This is a genomic window from Alteromonas sp. IB21 (assembly GCF_016405965.1).
Lineage (GTDB): Bacteria > Pseudomonadota > Gammaproteobacteria > Enterobacterales > Alteromonadaceae > Alteromonas.
In genome coordinates this window covers 64,051-85,214 of record NZ_JAEFCD010000004.1, presented here as the reverse complement: position 1 = coordinate 85,214, position 21,164 = coordinate 64,051, and the positions used below count along the sequence as shown (strand labels likewise).

General features: G+C 45.0%; 16 protein-coding genes. 8 read left to right on the top strand and 8 right to left on the bottom strand.

From position 1 onward, the window contains the following. The first annotated feature begins 50 nt into the window (after window positions 1–50). On the top strand, window positions 51–926 hold the full coding sequence (locus tag JC525_RS04440) for an amidohydrolase family protein (RefSeq protein WP_198814715.1): 876 nt from the start codon (window positions 51–53) through the stop codon (window positions 924–926). A gap of 108 nt (window positions 927–1,034) precedes the next feature. Here the strand turns inward: JC525_RS04440 and JC525_RS04435 are convergent, their stop codons facing one another. The 3 genes from JC525_RS04435 to JC525_RS04425 all read right to left on the bottom strand — a co-directional run bounded on the left by JC525_RS04435 (window position 1,035) and on the right by JC525_RS04425 (window position 3,601). Then, the gene (locus JC525_RS04435; protein WP_120960909.1) at window positions 1,035–2,219 is read right to left on the bottom strand and encodes a mandelate racemase/muconate lactonizing enzyme family protein; all 1,185 of its coding nucleotides are present in this window, start codon (window positions 2,217–2,219) and stop codon (window positions 1,035–1,037) included. A gap of 126 nt (window positions 2,220–2,345) precedes the next feature. Continuing rightward, window positions 2,346–3,113 (bottom strand): class II aldolase/adducin family protein, encoded by a 768-nt coding sequence (locus tag JC525_RS04430; RefSeq protein ID WP_198814714.1) that lies wholly within the window; start codon window positions 3,111–3,113, stop codon window positions 2,346–2,348. 65 nt (window positions 3,114–3,178) lie between these two features. Then, entirely contained in the window at window positions 3,179–3,601 is a 423-nt protein-coding gene (locus tag JC525_RS04425; protein WP_233094974.1) for an NUDIX hydrolase, read from the bottom strand. 361 nt (window positions 3,602–3,962) lie between these two features. Here JC525_RS04425 and JC525_RS04420 point away from each other — a divergent pair, with 361 nt between their 5' ends. The 5 genes from JC525_RS04420 to JC525_RS04400 all read left to right on the top strand — a co-directional run bounded on the left by JC525_RS04420 (window position 3,963) and on the right by JC525_RS04400 (window position 12,024). Beyond that, window positions 3,963–5,012 carry an efflux RND transporter periplasmic adaptor subunit gene (locus tag JC525_RS04420; protein WP_198814712.1) on the top strand — a complete coding sequence of 350 codons (1,050 nt, stop codon included), beginning with the start codon at window positions 3,963–3,965 and terminating at the stop codon, window positions 5,010–5,012. 13 nt (window positions 5,013–5,025) lie between these two features. Next, window positions 5,026–8,133, top strand: a complete 3,108-nt coding sequence (locus JC525_RS04415) for an efflux RND transporter permease subunit (RefSeq protein WP_198814711.1) — start codon at window positions 5,026–5,028, stop codon at window positions 8,131–8,133. 489 nt (window positions 8,134–8,622) lie between these two features. Beyond that, on the top strand, window positions 8,623–9,027 hold the full coding sequence (locus JC525_RS04410) for a substrate-binding domain-containing protein (protein WP_198814710.1): 405 nt from the start codon (window positions 8,623–8,625) through the stop codon (window positions 9,025–9,027). 34 nt (window positions 9,028–9,061) lie between these two features. Continuing rightward, window positions 9,062–10,261, top strand: a complete 1,200-nt coding sequence (locus tag JC525_RS04405) for a topoisomerase IV (RefSeq protein WP_198814709.1) — start codon at window positions 9,062–9,064, stop codon at window positions 10,259–10,261. 143 nt (window positions 10,262–10,404) lie between these two features. After that, complete coding sequence (locus JC525_RS04400) at window positions 10,405–12,024, top strand: methyl-accepting chemotaxis protein (RefSeq protein WP_198814708.1); 1,620 nt, start codon at window positions 10,405–10,407, stop codon at window positions 12,022–12,024. A 192-nt stretch (window positions 12,025–12,216) separates the two neighbouring features. Here JC525_RS04400 and rpoD read toward each other — a convergent pair whose 3' ends face one another. The 4 genes from rpoD to rpsU form a co-directional block, all read right to left on the bottom strand. Further along, complete coding sequence (rpoD, locus tag JC525_RS04395) at window positions 12,217–14,052, bottom strand: RNA polymerase sigma factor RpoD (protein ID WP_198814707.1); 1,836 nt, start codon at window positions 14,050–14,052, stop codon at window positions 12,217–12,219. A gap of 431 nt (window positions 14,053–14,483) precedes the next feature. After that, complete coding sequence (gene dnaG, locus JC525_RS04390; protein WP_198814706.1) at window positions 14,484–16,262, bottom strand: DNA primase; 1,779 nt, start codon at window positions 16,260–16,262, stop codon at window positions 14,484–14,486. 173 nt (window positions 16,263–16,435) lie between these two features. Continuing rightward, on the bottom strand, window positions 16,436–16,882 hold the full coding sequence (locus tag JC525_RS04385) for a GatB/YqeY domain-containing protein (protein WP_120960891.1): 447 nt from the start codon (window positions 16,880–16,882) through the stop codon (window positions 16,436–16,438). A 201-nt stretch (window positions 16,883–17,083) separates the two neighbouring features. Further along, the gene (rpsU, locus tag JC525_RS04380) at window positions 17,084–17,299 is read right to left on the bottom strand and encodes a 30S ribosomal protein S21 (RefSeq protein WP_012517258.1); all 216 of its coding nucleotides are present in this window, start codon (window positions 17,297–17,299) and stop codon (window positions 17,084–17,086) included. Between the two features lie 503 nt (window positions 17,300–17,802). Here rpsU and tsaD point away from each other — a divergent pair. Then, complete coding sequence (gene tsaD, locus JC525_RS04375; RefSeq protein ID WP_198814705.1) at window positions 17,803–18,846, top strand: tRNA (adenosine(37)-N6)-threonylcarbamoyltransferase complex transferase subunit TsaD; 1,044 nt, start codon at window positions 17,803–17,805, stop codon at window positions 18,844–18,846. Window positions 18,847–19,024: 178 nt separating this feature from the next. Further along, entirely contained in the window at window positions 19,025–20,353 is a 1,329-nt protein-coding gene (locus JC525_RS04370; RefSeq protein ID WP_198814704.1) for an alkaline phosphatase family protein, read from the top strand. Here JC525_RS04370 and plsY read toward each other — a convergent pair. Beyond that, window positions 20,343–20,945 carry a glycerol-3-phosphate 1-O-acyltransferase PlsY gene (gene plsY, locus JC525_RS04365; protein WP_198814703.1) on the bottom strand — a complete coding sequence of 201 codons (603 nt, stop codon included), beginning with the start codon at window positions 20,943–20,945 and terminating at the stop codon, window positions 20,343–20,345. The two genes, JC525_RS04370 and plsY, sit on opposite strands and share 11 nt — an antisense overlap. Window positions 20,946–21,164: the final 219 nt, after the last annotated feature.

Here is a 21,164-nt window from a genome sequence, read left to right as displayed (position 1 = left end):
TACTTGAGCCCAAGCATCACAGCTAAGTACCACAAACAAGGTCACATAAAATGAGTCAGCATTTACCTGGGTGGATAGATCCGCATATTCATTTATTTGCCTTGCGTGAGGGGCAGTATCACTGGCTAAAGCCCTCTAATATGCCTTTTTGGCCCGATAAAAGCGCTATTGCCAAGAATACCGCTGAGAACGACCTTTTTCGTGCAGCACGAGGGCAGCTTGCGGGATTTGTTCATATCGAGGCCGGTTTCGATAATCAAAAGCCATGGCGAGAAATCGCCTTTTTAGAACGCCACTGCACATTGCCTTTTCGGTCGGTTGCCTGCATAGATTTAACTGAAAATCATGTCGGTAGCCATATAGATAAGTTAAAAACTTATTCTTCGGTGCGCGGCTTGCGCCATATTCTAGATGATGATGCAGGCACGCTTTTACGACGGCCAAACGTGCAGTGGGGTCTAAGGCATATGGCTGCCCGAGGGTTAGGTTTCGACGCCCAGTTTGATTTAGCCGATATCTATGCAGTTCGCGCGCTACTCTATGTGCTTGAACGAGAGCCGACTTTGCGAATTGTGGTAAATCATTGTGCTGTAGCACCGCTTTCTACTGCGCATTTGGCATTTAAAATGTGGCGTAATAATCTACGCTGTTTAGCTGAAACAGGGCAGGTGGCGTTTAAATTTTCGGGTTTAGAAATGCAGGAGCGCAACTGGCAATGGCCGCGGGCGTCATTCGTGTTAAACACGCTGTTAGAAACGGTAGAAATAAGCCAGCTAATGTTTGCCAGTAATTATCCGCTTTGTCGGTGGCGTATGCCTTATGAAAAGTTATGGCAAGGTTATTTAGATATAACAGCGCCGCTATCTGATGAACAAAAAACGGCGTTATTCTCACTCAACGCTAAGCATTGGTACGACTTCGTTTAACGGGTAAAGATGTTTAAAAAGGTTGCTAACGAATGGCCTATCGAAGAACAATAGGCCAACTGTACGGTTTGGAATTGAACCAATATTTTTGCCAGTAGCTTACGCGGATTATTTTAGCTCGGTTACCGTCATATGCGGTGAGCGATAAACAACCTCGTCGTTCAAGTCAATGCCAATTCCCGGCGTGTCAGGGGCTTCTATAAAACCATTCACCGGCTGTGGATCCTGAATGCACAACTCACGGTTCCAATCTTTAATCGCGTAAGTGTGATGCTCGTGAATTAAGAAATTAGGAATTGCGGTTTCCAAATGAAGGCTAGCTGCTGTGGCGACCGGACCGCCGCAAACGTGGGCTTGAATTCGTACGTCGTAGATATCTGCGTAATCACATACTTTTTTGGCTTCTGTGAAGCCGCCACACAGACCTACATCTGGTTGCAGAACATCAATGGATTGATCTTCAAGGTAAGGGCGAACATCCCAACGGTGATATAAACGCTCGCCGCCCGCTATAGGTACGTTTACGTTTTTAGCCACTTTGTCATGTAATTTTGAGTTCAGGTAGTTCACTGGCTCTTCATAATATAAGCAGCCAATTTCTTCTACAATATCGCCTAGCTGTATAGCGGTAGATGCGCCTAACAAGCTGTGGCATTCAAAGATAATGTCGCCATCTTCACCCATAGTATCTCGAATGGCCTGAAGACGTGCTTTGAAAAGCTTAAGCTCAGGTTTGGTGAAGAGCTTAGTTCTGTCAAAGTGAGTGTTGCCGTCTTTATCGTAAACAATAGGGTCTACTTTGACTGCATCATAACCGTCTTTAAGGGCTTTCTCTGTTGCTCGGGCATAATCAGCAGGGTCATTGAGCTTGGTCACTTCTTTGTCCCAGTCAAACTGTAGCTGGCTAGCATAGCTGCGTAACTTGCCGTTAGTCTTTCCACCTAGCAATTCATAAACCGGTAGGCCAAGTGCTTTACCCTTTATGTCCCAAAGTGCTGTGTCGATGGCACTCATTGCTGCATAAATAACTGGTCCGCCACCCAGGCCCCAAAAGCCCTCGCGCAGCATTCTCGACCAAAGCAACTCGGTATGGAACGGGTTAAAGCCAATAAGCATAGCTTCAGCAATCTCTTTAATCATATGAGCTGCGGCGCTATGACCCCAGTCGTAAGCAAGACCTGCCTCACCCACCCCAGTGATACCTTCATCAGTATAGACGCGCACAAAAACAGGGTTCCACTGTGGGCGTTTCGGGCATTCAATATCAAAAATTTCTACTTTGGTAACTTTCATAGTGTTAATACAATTCCTGTTTAAAAGAGTGGGCGCGCGCATGATGGCTGAACGCTGTTTGGCAATCTTATTTCAGTCGGAGAGCGAAACAAGGCCGTCATCGCAAAGGGGGCGAATAGGCTTTCGCTATTCGCAAAAGCTTGGATCTAACTTGTACGCTTTTCTTAGCATAGCAGGCCACGCTTTTTGTCCACCGGTTTCGCCACTATGGACAATTTTCGCCTGAGCATAAATACCGTCGATAATAGTTTGAGGTATTTCTATGATTTCCTCATTCGATTGCATTAAAGCAAGCTGAATTTCGCAGGCCCGTTGCAAGTCGTAGAAGCGCATAAAGGCGTCTCCCACGGTTGGACCAAGAGTAAGTCCACCGTGATTGGGTAATAGCATGTGGTTAGTATCGCCAAGGTCGTCCTGAAGGCGCTTTTTCTCGCTTTCATCCACCGCTAATCCTTCATAACTGTGATAAGACAGCGATGGCAAAGAGAACATAGAGTATTGGCTCCACGGTTTGAGCCCACCTTTTACCGACGCTACCGATATTGTAGCCAGAGTATGAAGATGGATGACACACTGCGCGTCGTGTCGCACTTCGTGAATCGCGCTATGAATCGTAAAGCCCGCAGGGTTTATGCCGTAAGGCGTGTCATCTAGAATATTGCCTTCCAAATCGACTTTCACTAAATTTGAGGCCGTGACTTCATCAAACCCAAGGCCGAAAGCGTTAACTAGATAGTGATCCGTTCCAGGAACTTTCGCAGATATATGCGTGTAGATAAGGTCTCCCCATCGCATGTCTGCGACTAAGCGGTAGCAAGCGGCCAAATCGACACGTGTATTCCACTCTTGTTCAGATACTTTGCCTTTAAGGCTTAAGGTCGGCAGTGAAAACAAGCCAGTTCTCCTTTTTCAAACGTGTAGACAATTTACCAATACCGATATTAATGAACAACGATTTGTCAGTGCTGGTTTATAACGAATTGGGTATAGCCATCGCGCAAGGGAATAAGGTCGTCTGCAAATCGCATTGACTTCTCATCAATAGAGAATGGGTCGACCTTTTCCAGCCCTTTTACCTCTAGTTTAGCCCATGGTGGAGCATCAAAGGCGTCAGGAAACGTTTCTACACCGGCATCTAGTGCGCAGCCGAATAAGGCTAGGCCATTTTTTGTCGTCGCTAAATATTGTGAAACCTCTACGTTAAATCCCGTTTCTTCCCATGTTTCTCTATGAGCCGCACAGGCTGGCGATTCACTATTTGCAAGCCCACCACCAGGGAAATCAAGTTTATTTGACAGGCGGTGTCTTATTAGGAGCACCTTTTTATCAACTTTTATTAAGCACGCCGCAGCAGTGACTTCTGATGCGCTATTTGTTTGCAACGCGTCCAATCTTGCTAATACCTCACTCGAAAAACGGCACATAGGTTTGCTAGGTTCTGATCCCGTACAGGAGAAAAGCGTTAAAACAGCGAATAAAGCTGATAAGTGAAATAAGTTGCGCATCGATTTGAGTAAAATACAGGTTATGTCTGTTAAAGGTTATTAAAATATCAACGACAATAAAGCCACAGACTCTACGCAAAAAATAAAATAAAACAACAATAACGCAGTACGCGAATTAACGGTTAGCGGCGCTTATCTGATATATGAGCGACTTATTTGTGTGCTTGAGTACCCATTGACCAATATTTTTTTATAAAAAATTATGCTCGGTGGGACGCTTTTACCTATAGGAAAGGTTATGTCTTCACGATTTTCTTTATCGCCATTACTCATTGGTGTGGTATTGCTCGCAGGTATTGTGGTGTACTTAAATATCCCTGAAGAACAAAGCGCCAGCCAGAGTGGTCCAAGGGCTACGCCGGTCAATACGGCGTTTGTTTCTTCGCAAGCATTTCCTATTACTATAGAATCCTTGGGCACAGCAATTGCCAACGAATCAGTCAATATCACCGCCCAAGTTACCGATACGGTAAAAGCCATTAACTTTGAAGATGGTGATGAGGCGAAAAAAGGCGAGGTGCTTGTCCAACTTAACGATACAGAAGAGCGAGCTCGAGTCGAAGAACTAAGAGCGAATATAGATGAGGCAAAGCGACAATTTACGCGTATAGCCGATCTGCGTCAGTCGAACGCCACATCCGAACAACTGCTCGATGAACAACAGGCTCGTGTAAAAGCGCTTGAAGCTCAGCTGAATATTGCCTTAGCCCAGCTCGATGATTTGCAAATTCGCGCGCCTTTCAGCGGGCTTTTAGGTAACCGAGAAATCAGCATCGGCTCTTTAGTGCAGCCAGGCGATACCATCACATCATTAGATGATATCAGCGTTATCAAAGTAGATTTTAACATCGCTGAAAATCACTTGGCGAGCGTTGCAAAGGGGCAGACACTTACCGCATCCTCAGTGGCTTATCCCGGTGAAACCTTCAATGGCAGCATTTCGAATATTGATACCCGCCTCGACCCCATTAGTCGCTCTATTCGAGTAAGAGCAACAATCGATAACCAAGACAAGCGCTTACGTCCGGGTATGTTATTAACCGTCGTGGTAGAAAAGCGCGTCTTAAATACACTAGTGCTACCTGAAAAAGCGTTAGTACCTGTGCAAGATAAACAGTTTGTTTACGTCATTAAAAATAATATTGCCCATCAAACGGAAGTTGAAATAGGCGAGCGCCGACCTGGTTTGGTTCAAATAGTCGGTGGTCTCAGCGAAGGGGATGAAATTATAACCGAGGGGACGCTGCGCGTGCGAGATCAGTCTCCGGTTAACGTTCTTAACCGCTAGGGGGCCGACTGCTATGTTACTATCAGACGTTTCCGTAAAGCGCCCGGTTTTTGCTACCGTTATCAATTTGCTATTGATCATCTTTGGTATTGTCGCGTTCACTATGTTGAGCTTGCGAGAGTACCCAGATATTGACCCTCCAATAGTCTCGGTTAGCACAACTTATACAGGCGCCTCAGCAAATATTGTTGAAACCCGCATCACTCAACTTTTGGAAGATAGAATTTCGGGTATTGAAGGTATTAAGAATGTTACCTCTACTTCTCGCAACGGTCGGTCTGACATTACTATCGAATTTAAATTATCGCGGGATATTGATGCCGCTGCGAATGACGTGCGTGAACGAGTAAGCCGGGCGTTAAATAACCTGCCTGATCAGGCCGATCCGCCTGAAGTATCAAAAGCTAACTCAGACGAAAGTGCCGTCGTTTGGTACAACTTGCGAAGCACTAACCTTAATACGATGGAGCTAACGGATTATGCTGAGCGTGTGCTAGTCGACAGGTTATCCATTGTGGATGGCGTAGCCCGAGTGCAGTTAGGGGGCGGTAAACGCTATGCCATGAAGGTGTTTTTAGATCGCAACGCGATGGCAGCAAGAGGAATAACCGTAGCCGATGTTGAGCGAGTTATTCGCGCTGAAAATGTTGAACTGCCAGCCGGTGAGGTGGAAAGTACCGATAGGAACTTTGAAGTACGGGTGGCAAGAACCTTTCTTTCTCCCGATGATTTTGCTGCGCTTACGGTTGCTGTAGGTGATAACGGCTATCTCGTTCGCTTAGGTGAAATTGCTAACGTTGAACTGACCGCCGAAGATGACGAAACCGAGTTTCGTGGCGACGGTGTAAATATGATAGGGCTGGGAATAATAAAGCAGTCTAAAGCAAATACTCTCGATGTCGCGCGGGCAGCAAAAGCGCAAATAGAAAAAATAGAGGCAACGCTTCCCGACAATATTTTCATTGTTCCAAGTTACGACTCATCCGTTTTCATTGAGGCGTCTATCAATGAAGTGTATGAAACGCTTGGCATTGCCATGTTGATGGTTGTTATTGTGATCTATGTGTTTCTAGGGAATATTCGAGCAACGTTAATTCCAGCGGTTACCGTGCCGGTTTCGATAATTGCAGCCTTCATCGTGATGTATGCATTGGGTTTTTCAATCAACCTGCTTACTTTGCTTGCAATGGTACTCGCCATTGGTTTAGTGGTCGATGATGCCATTGTTGTCCTTGAAAACATATACCGTCGCATCGAGATGGGAGAGCCTCCAATATTAGCGGCTTATCGCGGCGCTAAAGAAGTGGGTTTTGCCGTAATTGCTACAACCCTTGTTCTTATTTCGGTGTTTGTGCCATTGGTATTTCTTGAAGGAAATATAGGAAGACTGTTCACTGAATTTGCACTGGCGATTGCCGCCGCTGTCGCGTTCTCAAGCTTTACTGCGCTTACCCTCTCACCAATGATGGCGTCGAAAATTCTCAAAAAACGCACCCGCTCATCAGGTTTTGGAAGTTGGATGGATAAGCGTTTTTCACAACTTGAAAGCGGCTACTTCAATACGCTAGGCAAAACACTGCATCAGCCTATTCTTATGCTATTAATGCTCGTTATTGCAGTTGTTGCTCTTGTTCAACTGTCAGAGAAAGTGCCAAGTGAGTTTGTCCCTAAAGAGGACAGGGGTAATTTCTTTATTCTGATGAATGCACAGGAAGGGGCAAGCTTTGAAAGTAATGCAAAAAACCTTGAGAAGATTGAAAGCATCTTAATGCCCTACCGAGAAAATGGAAAAATAAATCGGTTACTTGTACGAACTCCAGGGTTTGGTGGTAATGCGGGTATCGCGATTGTCGGTTCTGCCGATTGGGATGAGCGTGATTTTAGTACCTTTAATCTAATGGACGAAATTAGCGGGAAACTGAATTCTGTTCCTGATGTACGTGCTTTCGCCATAATGCGAAGTGGAATCTCGGGGGGCGGTTTGGGTCGGCCGGTGCAATTCGTATTGCAAGGTGATACCTATGAAAATTTAGTTGCATGGCGAGATATCGTGCTTGAAAAAGCGGCCAACAATCCTGGTCTTATCCGCCTTGACTCAGACTATAAAGAAACGTCACCTCAGCTGTTGGTGAATATTAATCGTGACAGGGCCGCAGATCTCGGCGTGTCTATCAGCGATATAGGCGGCACATTAGAAGTGATGCTAGGGCAGCGTCGCGTATCCACTTTCCTGGATAGAGGAGAGGAATACGACGTAATCATGGAAGGGATTGAAGAAGATTTTAGAAGCCCTAATAGCATAGAAAATCTATACGTACGCTCTGCGAGAACCGGAGAGCTGATTCCCATGGATAATTTGCTAACGTTTGAAGAGCAGGCAACATCAGCCCAGTTAAATCGCTACAACAGGATGCGAGCAGTCACGATTTCCGCAAATTTAGCTGACGGTTATACACTAGGTGAAGCGCTTGCTTATCTTGAAGATATTGTCGCGACGGAGCTTCCCGATAATGTTTCGATAGACTACAAAGGAGAGTCGCAGCTTTATCAAGAAGCCGGCAATTCTTTTGTGTATGTATTTATACTCGCTCTCGCCATTACGTATCTGATTTTGGCTGCTCAATTCGAAAGCTGGATACATCCACTGGTGATCATGCTCACCGTGCCATTGGCGTTGGTAGGCGCCTATATCGGTTTGTTTTTCAGTGGAATGACAATCAATATATACAGTCAGATTGGACTAGTTATGCTCATTGGACTCGCCGCTAAAAACGGCATACTCATCGTGGAGTTTGCCAATCAGCTGCGGGATGCGGGCATGGAATTTGAGTATGCATTGAAGCGTGCCGCGGCCCAGCGCCTGCGTCCCATTGTAATGACAGGCTTTACCACTGTATTTAGCTCTCTTCCTTTAGTTCTTGCCTCAGGCCCCGGCGCCGAAAGTCGAATGGTGATCGGTATGGTTATTTTCTCCGGCGTTTTAGTTTCAGCTTTTATGACACTATACGTTGTGCCAACAGCCTATAGTTGGCTAGCTCGTAATACCGGTTCACCACTTAAGCGAACCAAAGAAATTGAGCGACTTGAAGAAGAAATTCCTTACAAAAAAGGTGAATCATAATTCTATATGCAGGGCACTTGCCCTGCATTGTTGACCTCTTGGTCAGATAAACCATAAATTAATAACGTATTTATTTTAATACGTTAGCATGCCTCTGTATTACTTTGTTAATAAAATGTTTTAATTTAAGTTTATGATAATCAAATGTTTTTCGGGTTTTGAGGAGTTGTATTTTTCTATCTTATTCAGCGTTGTAAGTATTAATTGTACCCGTTAGACGTAGGTATAGTTGCTTAACTTTTTTCTTCCACTACACTCCGCGCCAATTACCAGTGTTTATATAAGTCACTAATTTATAGACATTAAATTTTTATGCTCAAATTGGCGATTATGGCGTTTGTGACTAATACTTACCACGTCGTAATTATGTGAGCGAACATGCCCATATTCGCCAGCCGCGACAACACACTCGAACTAAGATTCAAATAATAGTGTTTAAAGAGTAGATAGCGGTGAGCGCGTATCTCAACATACTTTAGAGGACACATCATGAAGAAATGGATATTAGCAGCAGCGCTTTGCTGTAACGTTGCAGTTGCCGACGTGGCCGTTATTGTGCATCCCAGCAATGGTGACTCACTCGATAAAGACAGTATAAGCCGAATTTTCTTGAACAAAGCCAAGGCTTTTCCCGGCGGTGCGCAAGCGGAGCCTGTTGCACTTGCGGAAGGACAAGCGACCACTGACGAATTCAATGACAAAGTGTTGAATAAAACGGCAGCCCAGCTTACTGCTTTTTGGTCGAAGCTTGTGTTTACCGGCAAAGGTCAACCACCGAAAGCATTGGGTAGCGACGCAGAAGTTGTTTCTGCAGTAGCGGGTAATCCCGGCGCTATTGGTTATGTCGATGCCAGCGCAGTGAACGACAGCGTGCGCGTTGTCGCAACCTTTTAACTGACCGTTTATACAAAGAATTTAAGGAACACGCATGAAAACCCAATTAGCTATCTTATCTATGGCTGGCCTTTTGGCTACTCCATCATTTGCCGATATTCAAATTAACGGCTTTGCTAACTTGATCGCTGGCATGACGCTAGATGACGACGAATCAGTTTACGACTACGACAGTGATTTTAGCTTTGACCCAGCCAGTGTATTTGGTCTCCAAGTTCGTGGAGAGGTGAGCGATAAATTATCGGCGACGGCTCAGTTGGTTGGTCGCGGTAGAGATGATTACGACGCAGACTTCGAATGGGCTTATATGACGTATGTATTGAATAACAATGTCAATATCAGTGCCGGTCGCCTACGTATGCCGCTCTTCAAATATTCAGCGTCACTTGATATCGGTTATTCTTACCACTGGCTTACACCGCCAGATGCGGTTTATGGCATCGACTTTAATAATATCGACGGTGTTCGTGTTGACTATATGAACTACTCAGGTGACTGGGAATACGGTGCACAATTTACGGTTGGGCGTGTTGAAGCTGACACAACCATTTCCGGTACACCTGCAGCGTTGGCATTAGAGGATGTTGTTGCAGTTTCTTTTGAAGCGACGCGCGATTGGTTTAGTGCGCGTACTTTGTTAGCGCGCGGCAAAACTAGCGCAGCAAATCCAGACTTCGACACTTTTGTCGGTGGTCTAGCGCAATATGGTGCATTCATCCCTACCGCTTCAACTGCGGCTGAAGGTTTCAGCGTTAATGAAGACACGGGAACGTTTTTTGAGGTTGCCGTTGATATCGATAAATACGATTGGTTTATAGGTGCGGAATTTACACAAACAGAAGTTGACGGTTCTGTTATTGCTGATAACAAAGCATGGTACGTTACCGCTGGCATGCGTTTTGGTAAGTTTACTCCGCACATTACCTATGAAGTTGAAGAAGCTGATAATGGCGACCAGTTAGGCCTGATTGCTGCACTGCCTGCAACAATCGCGACAGGTGACGCAGTGGTTGATGCAACATGGAATGGTGCTGCTGGCGTGGCTGGCATCTATCAAACAGCTGCTGGTATAGCTGCGCAGCAAAATCTTGATGTATCTGCAGTTACCGTTGGTGTGCGTTACGACGTTGAACCAGGTTTTGCGCTTAAAACTGATGTCACTTGGTACTCAGACGACCTAAACGATTTGAACGATGCTACACTATTAAAAGTAGGTGTGAACTACACGTTCTAAAACTCTGCTTGGCCTCGCACATAAGTGCGAGGCCTATAATTAAATTAAAGATTTTCGCTATTAAGTAGATAAAGTAGAACAAGATAGTTTTTCACTCATACTTAGAAAACTATTGAGCAAATATAATAACAGTGGAACAGCGAATGAACTTTTTAAAAAAAATGCCAATTGCGACTAAGATCTTCCTTATTCCGGGTATCGCAGCGCTAAGTTTTATTATTTACTTGCTTATTACTGTTTATACCGCTTTGAATAACGGCGCGACCCTCGAGCGAGTGCAAAAAGTTCAGTTCCCTGCGCTACAGTTATCCGCTTCAACCCTTGTTGAAATGCAAAAAGTTCGTGACACCCTTTCAAGCGCAGTGACTACTGGCGATCAGGACACACTCGTCATGGCGCAAGAACTTGTTGATGAAGCGAAAGCAGGTCTTAGCCAAATAGCTTCTATTAGTCCCGATTTTCGCAGCGATATTTCTAGAATTTCATCTGGATTCGATGAATACTTCAACACCGCTTTCGATGTATCTCAGTCCATGGTTAACGGCACTGCTGACTTTAGCCGCCTTGGTGAGCTTTCTTCAAAAATGAACAAATCTTATGACGGTGTTATTGCATCTATGTCTCAGTTCAGAGATGCTCAGCAAGCAGCGTTTGAAGAAGCGTTTGAAAACACAGACAGCGCAAATACCTCGCTTATCAGTACAGGGGTAATCTTAGCCATTGTCGTTACTATTTTGTTGTTTGCTACTGCCGTACCCATTGTGAGGGGTATTAAGCAAAGCATTGACGATGTTGTCCGCTCACTCAAAGATATAGCGCAAGAAAATGGCGACCTAACGGTACGCATAGAAACGAAAAGCGAAGACGAGATTGGCGAACTCGTTTACTGGTTCAATCAATTCATGGATAAATTGCAGGGCGTTGTTCGAGACGTCGTTGAAGCGAGCTTGCCCCTTTCTAACCTTGCGCAAAACTTACGTGGGGTTACGGAAGAGACTCAGCGCACGATAGATGTCCAGCAGCGCTCGGCCACAAATGCTAAGCGGGCTGTAGACACGATGAGCGGTTCGGTTGATGGCGTTGCTCATAGCGCTGCACAGGCAGCAAGCGATGCCAACGAGGCGACCAGCGCTGCAAGCGAGGGGCGCCAAATTGTACAGCAGACAGTGACTAGCATTCAGCAGTTAGCTGATAACGTACGTGAAACTGCTGACGTGATCGCGCGACTTGAATCCGATTCAAATAAAGTTGGCTCTGTACTCGATGTTATCAAAGGCATTGCTGAGCAAACAAACCTACTCGCGCTAAACGCTGCTATCGAAGCAGCACGAGCGGGTGAGCAAGGCCGAGGCTTTGCGGTTGTTGCTGATGAAGTGAGAACGTTGGCATCGCGCACTCAGCAATCTACCGAAGAGATTCAAAGCACCATCGAGCAGTTACAAAGCGCAGCACACTCTGCGGTAGAAGTAATGGCTCGCGGTACCGAGCAAGCCTCTAGCAGTGTAGAAACTGCTAATAGGGCAGGAAGCAGCTTGGAAACTATCACAAGTACCATCGGCCGCATTAATCAGATGAATGAGCAAATTGCACATAATACAGAAGATCAGCGTACGGTGGCGGTAGACATTGTTCGCCATGTTGATGAAATTCATCAGCGCACGGAGCAAACGGCTAGTCGCTCAGGAGAGTTAGGCACGATGTGTAATGAACTTGCAGACCTAGCGCAGCACCTTGAGTCTATTGCTAAGCAATTTAGGGTGTAAATAACAGGCTTTCAAAGGCGTCCTTTGACACGATATGGGCCCTAGATGAGCAACGCTGATTAGAGCCTCCGCATGGGGGTTTTTTTGCAGGTGACGCTATTAATATCTTTCTCTTAATGTTTATTGTGGGACACAAATAAAAAAATCCCCAGGACAAGCTGGGGATTTTTATTGATGATACTACCGCTAAAGCTACTCGTCTAAGAAACTACGTAGCTGCTCAGAACGGCTAGGATGGCGAAGCTTGCGAAGTGCTTTCGCTTCAATTTGACGAATACGCTCACGTGTTACATCAAACTGCTTACCCACTTCTTCAAGTGTATGGTCAGTGTTCATATCGATACCAAAACGCATACGTAGTACTTTTGCTTCGCGAGCTGTTAAGCCTGCTAGTACTTCCTGAGTCGCGCCTTTCAAGCTTCCACCTGTTGCTGAATCGAGAGGCTGGATAATTGTGCTGTCCTCGATAAAGTCGCCAAGATGTGAATCTTCATCATCACCGATGGGGGTTTCCATCGAGATTGGCTCTTTTGCAATTTTAAGTACCTTACGAATTTTATCTTCAGGCATCAACATGCGCTCTGACAACTCTTCAGGTGTAGGCTCGCGACCCATTTCCTGAAGCATTTGGCGAGAGATACGGTTCAGCTTGTTAATCGTTTCAATCATGTGCACAGGGATACGAATTGTACGCGCCTGATCTGCAATTGAACGAGTTATTGCCTGACGAATCCACCACGTTGCATAGGTAGAGAATTTGTAACCGCGGCGGTATTCAAACTTATCTACCGCCTTCATTAGACCAATGTTACCTTCTTGAATAAGGTCAAGGAATTGAAGACCACGGTTGGTGTACTTTTTAGCGATCGAAATAACAAGACGCAAGTTAGCTTCAACCATCTCTTTCTTCGCACGGCGTGCTTTTGCCTCACCGATAGACATGCGACGGTTGATGTCTTTAATGTCTGCGATAACCAAGCCAGTTTCTTGCTCAACTTGGTTCATCTTGCTGATACAGCGCTCGATTTCTTCTTGGTTAACGGCAAGATCTGAAGCATAAGGTGCACCAGACTTGATTGTTTCGTGCAACCACGCTGTCGATGTTTCGTTGCCAGCAAATGCTTTAATGAAATCTTTCTTAGGCATTTTGGCATTAACAACGCAGAACTTCATAACAAGACGTTCTTGGATGCGCACTTTGTCCATCATTTCACGCATGTTTTTAACCATGCGGTCGAACTGCTTAGGAACCAGACGGAATTCTTTGAAAACGTCGCTTAGTGCATTGATCTGTGTGCGAGCATCCGCGTGAGAGCGTCCCTTCTTCTCAATAACTTCACGGGTCTTGATGTACTGCTCACGAAGCTCTGTAAAGCGCTCGCGTGCTAGCTCAGGGTCAACACCGCTATCGTCTTCTTCATCTTCTTCGTCTTCATCATCATCGCCATCTTCATCATCTAATTCTTCTTCAGACAATTCAGAGCCAACATGGGTTGCTGTTGGAGCAAGATCCTGATCATCATTAGGGTCAACAAAACCAGAAATAATGTCGCTTAGACGAATTTCTTCCGCTTCGTAAAGGTCCCACTGATCCAATAAATATGTAATTGCTTCAGGATACTCAGCAACAGAACACTGAACTTGGTTGATGCCGTCTTCAATTCGCTTGGCGATTTCAATTTCGCCTTCACGGGTAAGAAGTTCAACAGTACCCATTTCACGCATGTACATGCGTACAGGGTCAGTTGTACGGCCAATTTCACTTTCTACAGTAGCAAGTGCCTGTGCTGCTGCTTCTGCAGCATCTTCATCGGCATTTGCTTCTTGCATGAGAAGTTCATCTGCATCAGGAGCTGATTCAGATACTTGAATTCCCATGTCGTTAATCATGCGGATTATGTCTTCGATTTGATCAGAATCGACAATATCTTGCGGCAGGTGGTCGTTAACTTCTGCAAAGGTTAAGTAACCTTGCTCTTTACCTTTGGCAATCAGGAGTTTAATCTGAGACTGCTTGCTTTGCGCCATATAACCTACACTTCTCACATTCAATTAGTTTGCAATAGAAAAGACAACATACGTCTTAGTATGTTCCCTGATCTGCTGTAGTACTGCATTTGTATCAAGGCCGTTAATGCTCGATGCCACGCCGGTGTAAACCGTTACTTTTGCGATGCACATCTGCTCGGGTTTGGTTTTTCCCGTTTATGTTCGGCTATATCTTTGCTACTTGTGTTGCTGCATATTTGTTCACTTTTTTTGCGTTGAGCTTTAATAAAGAGGTTTGCAGCGAATTAGCCAGTATAGCAGAATATACAGTGGTTTTACCAGATTGAGGGCCGATTTTTTAGCCAGCAATTTTCACACAGTCAACCATTTAACTCAGATTGAGTCAGAAATACCTACTACGTTAGAGCAATTAGCCGGCGGGTCAAAAGAATAATTGATGACATGCGTGGCTAACTTTTCTGTCTTTCCCTCATTAGCAGGTTTAATTCCTGTTTCTCCGCTTGGGTAAGCGGCTGAACCCGCGAGCGTGAAATTAAGGTTTCAATTCGACTATCAAAATGCCCATCAAGTAAGCGAACGAAGCTGTCGTTGTATACACGTTCAGCATCCTCGTCTTTTACTAAGTGTTCTTGTAACAATAATTTCGCGATAGTAGATGAATGGGGATGGTCGCGGAAATTTTCAACAAGCTGTGCGGTTTTTGCTTTTGGATTTGCTAAACAGTAGCGATGAACGTCGCGTAACAAATCCATACCAGCGGCACTACTACCAGCAAAAATGTCTATCTGAACATCTTCGCATATCGACGCGAGTGCTGGTTTATCTATGAGCAAACGAATAAGCATCCGAAGAGGCGATAGCTTAGGTTTATTCACTTGATTTCTACTTGGGGAATACGCGTGTTTCGAACCTTGATTTGCCTTTGTAATATCTTGTTGAAGCTTAAAGCGGTCGAACTCGCCAGTATGTTTCGCCAGTTCCTCTAAAAGCATTTGCTTTTGGTCTTCGCCTAACGTGCTTTCGATAAGCGGTAACGCCGCTTTTTTGAGCGCTATTTTGCCTTCAGGCGAGCCTACGTTGTGGGTTTTTAATAAATTTTCGAAGAAGAAGCGCGAAAGCGGCATCGCCTCATCAAGCATACCCATAAATGCTTCTTTACCTATTTGGCGTACCATAGTGTCTGGATCTTCACCATCGGGTAAGAATAAAAACGACAAACGTACGCCGTCTTTTAACGCAGGCAACGCATTTTCTAATGCACGCCAGGCAGCTTCTCTGCCAGCCCTATCGCCATCGTAACAACAAACTATGTGCGACGTAGCGCGAACCAGCATTTGAATATGTTCAGGGGTAGTCGCAGTACCCAACGCCGCAGTGGCAATATTAATATCAAATTGACTGAGTGCTACTACATCCATGTAGCCCTCAACGATAACCACAGTATCAAGATTACGATTATTTTGACGAGCAGAATAGAAGCCAAATAGTTCGCTGCCTTTATGGAATATGCGAGTTTCAGGAGAGTTTAAGTATTTGGGGCCGCCATCATCTAATACGCGCCCGCCAAAGCCAACGACGCGACCGCGCTTGTCTCGAATTGGAAACATAATTCGGTCGCGAAAGAAGTCGTACGTGCGACCTTGGTCATTGCGATTGACAAGTTTTAAGTCTACAAGTTGTTTAATGCGCTGTGGGTCTTTGCCAAATGTGTTTAACAACGCATCCCAGCTATCAGGGGCATAACCGATTTCCCATTGCTTAACGATATCACCGCTCAGTCCACGATTTTTTAAGTAGTCGATGGCCTTTTTACTATTGCCGTTTTGGCGTAGCTGATGTTGAAAAAAGCGCGCAACTTGTTCCATCACCGCATAGTCGTCTTGTTGCTGTTGCTTTTTTTCTTCGCTCATAGCCGGTCGGTTGCCCTTTTCTCTGGGCACCTCAAGACCGTGATAGCGGGCAAGTTCCTCAATAGCCTCTACAAACTCAAGGCGATCAAACTCCATGATAAAGGAGATAGCGTTGCCATGTGCTCCACAGCCAAAACAATGATAAAACTGCTTGTCTTGACTAACTGTAAAAGAAGGGGATTTTTCGTTGTGAAAAGGACAGCACGCTTGGTAATTTTTGCCGGCTTTTTTAAGCTTTACTCGGCTATCGACCACGTCTACCACATCAGTACGTGACAGAAGATCATCTATAAAATCGCGAGGTATTTTTCCAGCCATGAGGGTATTTTTAAAAAGGACCAGTAATGCATAACATGCAACGACGCCCAAGACGACAAGTTACAAATGAATAAGACAGCTAACTACTTTAACAGGGAAGCCTAAGAATGAGAATAACGAAGGCGTGGCAATGCACACCTTCAATCTAAATCGCTAAAGTTGCAATTTTACGCCTAAGCGTTCAAGCGCGCCTTAATTTTCGCACTAAGCGCACCCATGTCTGTACGGCCTTGAACTTTAGGCTTTAAAGCGCCCATTACTTTACCCATATCCTGCATACCTGAAGCGCCTGTAGCAGCCATGGTTTCATCGATAAGAGCGTTTAGCTCGTCGTCACTTAAAGGCTGAGGAAGAAAATCTTCAATATAGGTAATTTCTTCTCGTTCTTTACTCGCTAGGTCGTCACGATTAGCCGCATCGTACTGGGCCGCTGCGTCTTGACGCTGCTTAACCATCTTGGTGAGTACTGCTAGAATCTGGCTATCATCAAGCGTTATTTGCTCATCGATTTCTTTTTGTTTGATGGCAGCCATCGCCATACGAATAGTACCAAGACGTACCTTTTCTTTTGCACGCATCGCATCTTTTTGCGCTGCTTTTAAATCATCAATTAGTGCCATGATGCTTCCTGTTTTTTTATTAATAAATGTAGCTTATCAGGCGCTGCAAAAATTTACAGCAACGATCACTATACTTCTTAACCCTGTGTTGAAAATCAAATGTAATGGTTTAATAGGATTGAAAAGAATAAAAATAAAGGCCCAGAAACGCGAAAGGTGCTGCAATTGCAACACCTTTCAGACTCGTTGGCTAACCCTATATTAGTAGAGTTTTACGCGACGTGCGTTTTCACGAGCTAGCTTCTTAAGATGACGCTTTTTAGCGGCAGCTTTCTTGCGCTTGCGTTCCCAAGTTGGCTTTTCGAAGAATTCACGACGACGAACTTCAGAAAGAACACCTGCTTTTTCACAAGAACGCTTAAAACGACGCAGCGCCACATCAAACGGCTCGTTTTCTCTAACTTTAACGATAGGCATTAAACACTCACCTCAAAACTTTTACTGTGTAAATCCGGGTAAAATTGTGCGCTAAAAAGGCCACCCGGGTTAAAAATGGTGCGAAATTCTAATCATATCTACAGAGAAAGTAAAGGATGAATTGCTAAAAAATAGCCAATATTGTGCATTTACCGTTCATTTACCTGATAACTAGCATTCCATGAATGCATGATTAAAGGTAAACTCTGCGCTCGTTAAGCACCGTGTTCCTTAACTCGGCACACTAAAGCGCCCTTTTCAGACGATGTCCTTCATGATTTTTCTCTTTTTGAACGGTAATCGGCCAAAAACGTAAAACCGGATGTTTCTGATAAGGGTAGTATTATGATCGCGGCCGGATCATAAAGATGATCGCCCCAGATCGCCAGTATTATTTATTTTGTTTTAGGTATTATTCGACAAGTACAGTTTATGAGCGTTATATGCTTATAAAAGCGTCCAAAACAAAGCATTAAAGTTAGTAGTAAAAAGGCTTACCCCCCATGCGTATTTTAGGAATTGAAACATCTTGTGACGAAACTGGCATCGCGGTTTACGACGATGAAAAAGGTTTGCTGTCACATGAGCTTTACAGTCAAGTGAAACTCCATGCTGATTATGGTGGCGTGGTTCCAGAGCTAGCCTCTCGTGACCACGTTAGAAAGATTATTCCTTTAATTGAAAAAGCTATGGAAGATGCCAATACAAAGCCAACAGAAATCGACGGCGTTGCATTCACTCAAGGGCCTGGCTTGGTGGGAGCATTGCTCGTTGGGTCTTCAGTAGGTCGTTCGTTAGCCTACGCGTGGAACGTACCTGCGGTAGGCGTTCACCATATGGAAGGGCACTTGCTAGCGCCTATGCTTGAAGACGACGCGCCGGCATTTCCTTTCGTTGCTCTTTTGGTGTCTGGTGGCCACTCAATGCTGGTTAAAGTCGAGGGCATTGGTCAATACGAAGTGCTCGGTGAGTCTATTGATGATGCTGCAGGCGAAGCGTTTGATAAAACGGCTAAGCTGCTAGGACTCGATTACCCAGGAGGACCTCTGCTGGCAAAGTTAGCTGAAAAAGGTGAAGCAGGTCACTACAAGTTTCCTCGTCCGATGACAGACAGACCGGGTCTTGATTTCAGCTTTAGTGGCTTAAAAACGTTTGCAGCGAACACTATTCGCGATGCTGACTTAACAGGCAATACTGATTTGACCGAAGAGCAGGTAGAGCAAACGAAAGCAAATATTGCCTATGCGTTTCAAGAGGCGGTTGTCGATACCCTTATCATTAAATGCAAACGTGCGTTAAAGCAAACGGGTATGAAGCGTTTAGTTATAGCGGGGGGCGTGAGTGCTAACACAATGCTGCGCGCTGAGATGAAAGCCCTTATGCAAGAGCTTAAGGGAGAAGTGTTTTATCCAAGCTTGGCGTATTGTACAGATAATGGTGCGATGATTGCCTATGCCGGAATGCAGCGTTTGAAAGCAGGAGAGACCTTAGCTTTGTCTTCTCAAGCCAAGCCGCGTTGGCCGCTGGATACCTTGACGGCTATTTAATATACGCCGATTGTCCCTTTTAAAACGTGCCACTTGATGATGTTTATTAAGCTGTTGATAACGAAAGTTTTGCGTAGCCAATAACGTTTCGCAATGGAAATACACAAAAAGGCAATGAAAACATGCTTCACTGCCCTTAATTTCAATCAGATGAGCAAATAAGCAAGGGAAAGGGAGCATGAGGTTAGAAAACTGGACAACACGGTTCTCAAGCATGGTGAAATACTCGCTTGGTTTTTTTATAACGTCACTCACTGTAGCAACGCTAACATCGTTCAATGTATTCGCTACGGATCAGGTCCTGCCAACAGGTACGCCAATGGCGCACGACTCAAAGAGTGACGCTGAAAAAAACAAGCAATACGTGGTGATGATATCGTTGGACGGCTTTCGTCACGACTACATAGAGCTGCACAAAGCTAAGCATTTAAACACCATTGCGAAGCAAGGGGTAAGGGCTGTGTCGATGACTCCTGTATACCCTTCAAACACCTTTCCCAACCACATATCTTTGGTCACCGGATTACTTCCCAAAAATCATGGTATTGTAAACAACCGATTTTACGACAAATCGCGGCCGAAAAAGGAAGGCTTCGCACGATATGAACTTGGCGATGGTGGCGCAGACAGCACATGGATAAAGGCAACACCACTTTGGAATCTTGTTGAATATCACGGTATGAAGGCGGCTACGTTTTTTTGGCCAGAATCTGACGCGCGTATATCTGGCGCATTACCTACTTACCACTATCATTATTCCAAATATTCCGATTACCAAGAGCGCGTTGATCAGATAGTCAATTGGCTCAAATTGCCTGAAATATCTCGTCCTCGCTTCATAGCTGGTTATTTTTCATTGACTGATTCAGTAGGTCACGACGAGGGGCCTTTCGCAGATAAAACTTACGATGCGGTGCAAAAAGTAGATGCGCTGATTGGTCAACTTTACCAGCGCATAAATCAATTAGATCTAAAGGTAAACTTAGTTGTTGTTTCCGACCACGGTATGACTGCGATAGACGAGAATCAACTGCTAGACATAGCGTCACTGTCAATTCCAGAAAGCTTTATTGTGGAAAATGCTGGGGCCCAAGTGCATTTGTACGCTAAAGATGGCCTGTCTAACGAAGAAATCAGCGATGAAATGACCCGCTTAAAGCAAATCGCCGAAAATCGCTATATTGTTCTAAACAAGAACCAGCGTGCGGCGCGTTATATGGAGGCAGGCAGCAGGACGGGCGATATTATCATTGAAATAGCGCCACCTGCGCGTTTCAAGAATGCCAATAGTATGCATGTCAGTAAAGGCGGGCACGGTTACCTCAATACGCTGCCTGACATGGGGGCGACGTTCGTTGCTGTAGGGCCCGCGTTTGCATCAGGTACAACCCTTCCTCCATTTAGTAATCTGGAGGTATATCCAGCACTGGCAAAAATTCTTGGTGTTGTACCGATTACCCCCATAGACGGAAAGCTTGATGTGTTAACGCAGGGGCTTACTCTTTAACTTTTCCTTTATCCCATACCTTACTTTCATTACCCGCTAACAGGCGGGTAATATTGTCTTTATGTCTTAATATAATCAGCAAAGAAAGCATCGCCACGGGAATGGTGTACAGCGGCTTTATTAAAAACGTAAACAGTGGCGCGAGCGAAACGGCGATAAGCGCACCGAGTGAAGAGTAGCCGGTAAGAAAAACTACAATTACCCAACTTAGAATGAGCAGGCCCGCTAAATCAAGCCCGATAGGCAGCATAGCACCAAAAGCGGTAGCTACCGCTTTTCCTCCTTGAAAACCAAAGTAGAGCGGAAAAATATGACCTAGGCATGCGAATATGGCTATCAAGCCCAGTGTAATAGGCTCTATGCCTAAAAAATAGCTGCCATATACGGGAATCGTGCCTTTTAAAATGTCCATTACGAGGACAAGTAATGCGGGAACACGCCCACCTAACCGGTAAACATTAGTAGCCCCTGGATTTTTAGAACCGGCGGTTCTAGGGTCCGGTAGTCCAAACAGCCGGCTTATTACGACGGCACTTGAAAGTGAGCCAAAGAGGTAGGCGACAGCAATCATTAAAAGGGTTAGCGAAATCATTTATGCATTCTAGTTTTTAAAAGTGTGTTGAGGCGTGTGTCACGTAACTAAATGGGGTGAACCTTTTTTGACACATCTATGCGCTTTATAACATAAGCGCTTAATGATGCTCATTATATAAAACCGTCTGGTTAAAAATATAAAACCTTGGTTGCCCCCAGTTGTCATACAGCGGTATAGTTGAGCCACGCATGCATAAAGCTACTCCATCCAAACGCG

Coding starts and splice junctions, on each gene's coding strand:
- JC525_RS04440 (WP_198814715.1), top strand. CDS start 51: ATGAGTCAGCATTTACCTGGGTGGATAGATCCGCATATTCATTTATTT.
- JC525_RS04435 (WP_120960909.1), bottom strand. CDS start 2,219: ATGAAAGTTACCAAAGTAGAAATTTTTGATATTGAATGCCCGAAACGC.
- JC525_RS04420 (WP_198814712.1), top strand. CDS start 3,963: ATGTCTTCACGATTTTCTTTATCGCCATTACTCATTGGTGTGGTATTG.
- JC525_RS04415 (WP_198814711.1), top strand. CDS start 5,026: ATGTTACTATCAGACGTTTCCGTAAAGCGCCCGGTTTTTGCTACCGTT.
- JC525_RS04410 (WP_198814710.1), top strand. CDS start 8,623: ATGAAGAAATGGATATTAGCAGCAGCGCTTTGCTGTAACGTTGCAGTT.
- JC525_RS04405 (WP_198814709.1), top strand. CDS start 9,062: ATGAAAACCCAATTAGCTATCTTATCTATGGCTGGCCTTTTGGCTACT.
- JC525_RS04400 (WP_198814708.1), top strand. CDS start 10,405: ATGAACTTTTTAAAAAAAATGCCAATTGCGACTAAGATCTTCCTTATT.
- rpoD (WP_198814707.1), bottom strand. CDS start 14,052: ATGGCGCAAAGCAAGCAGTCTCAGATTAAACTCCTGATTGCCAAAGGT.
- dnaG (WP_198814706.1), bottom strand. CDS start 16,262: ATGGCTGGAAAAATACCTCGCGATTTTATAGATGATCTTCTGTCACGT.
- JC525_RS04385 (WP_120960891.1), bottom strand. CDS start 16,882: ATGGCACTAATTGATGATTTAAAAGCAGCGCAAAAAGATGCGATGCGT.
- rpsU (WP_012517258.1), bottom strand. CDS start 17,299: ATGCCTATCGTTAAAGTTAGAGAAAACGAGCCGTTTGATGTGGCGCTG.
- tsaD (WP_198814705.1), top strand. CDS start 17,803: ATGCGTATTTTAGGAATTGAAACATCTTGTGACGAAACTGGCATCGCG.
- JC525_RS04370 (WP_198814704.1), top strand. CDS start 19,025: ATGAGGTTAGAAAACTGGACAACACGGTTCTCAAGCATGGTGAAATAC.
- plsY (WP_198814703.1), bottom strand. CDS start 20,945: ATGATTTCGCTAACCCTTTTAATGATTGCTGTCGCCTACCTCTTTGGC.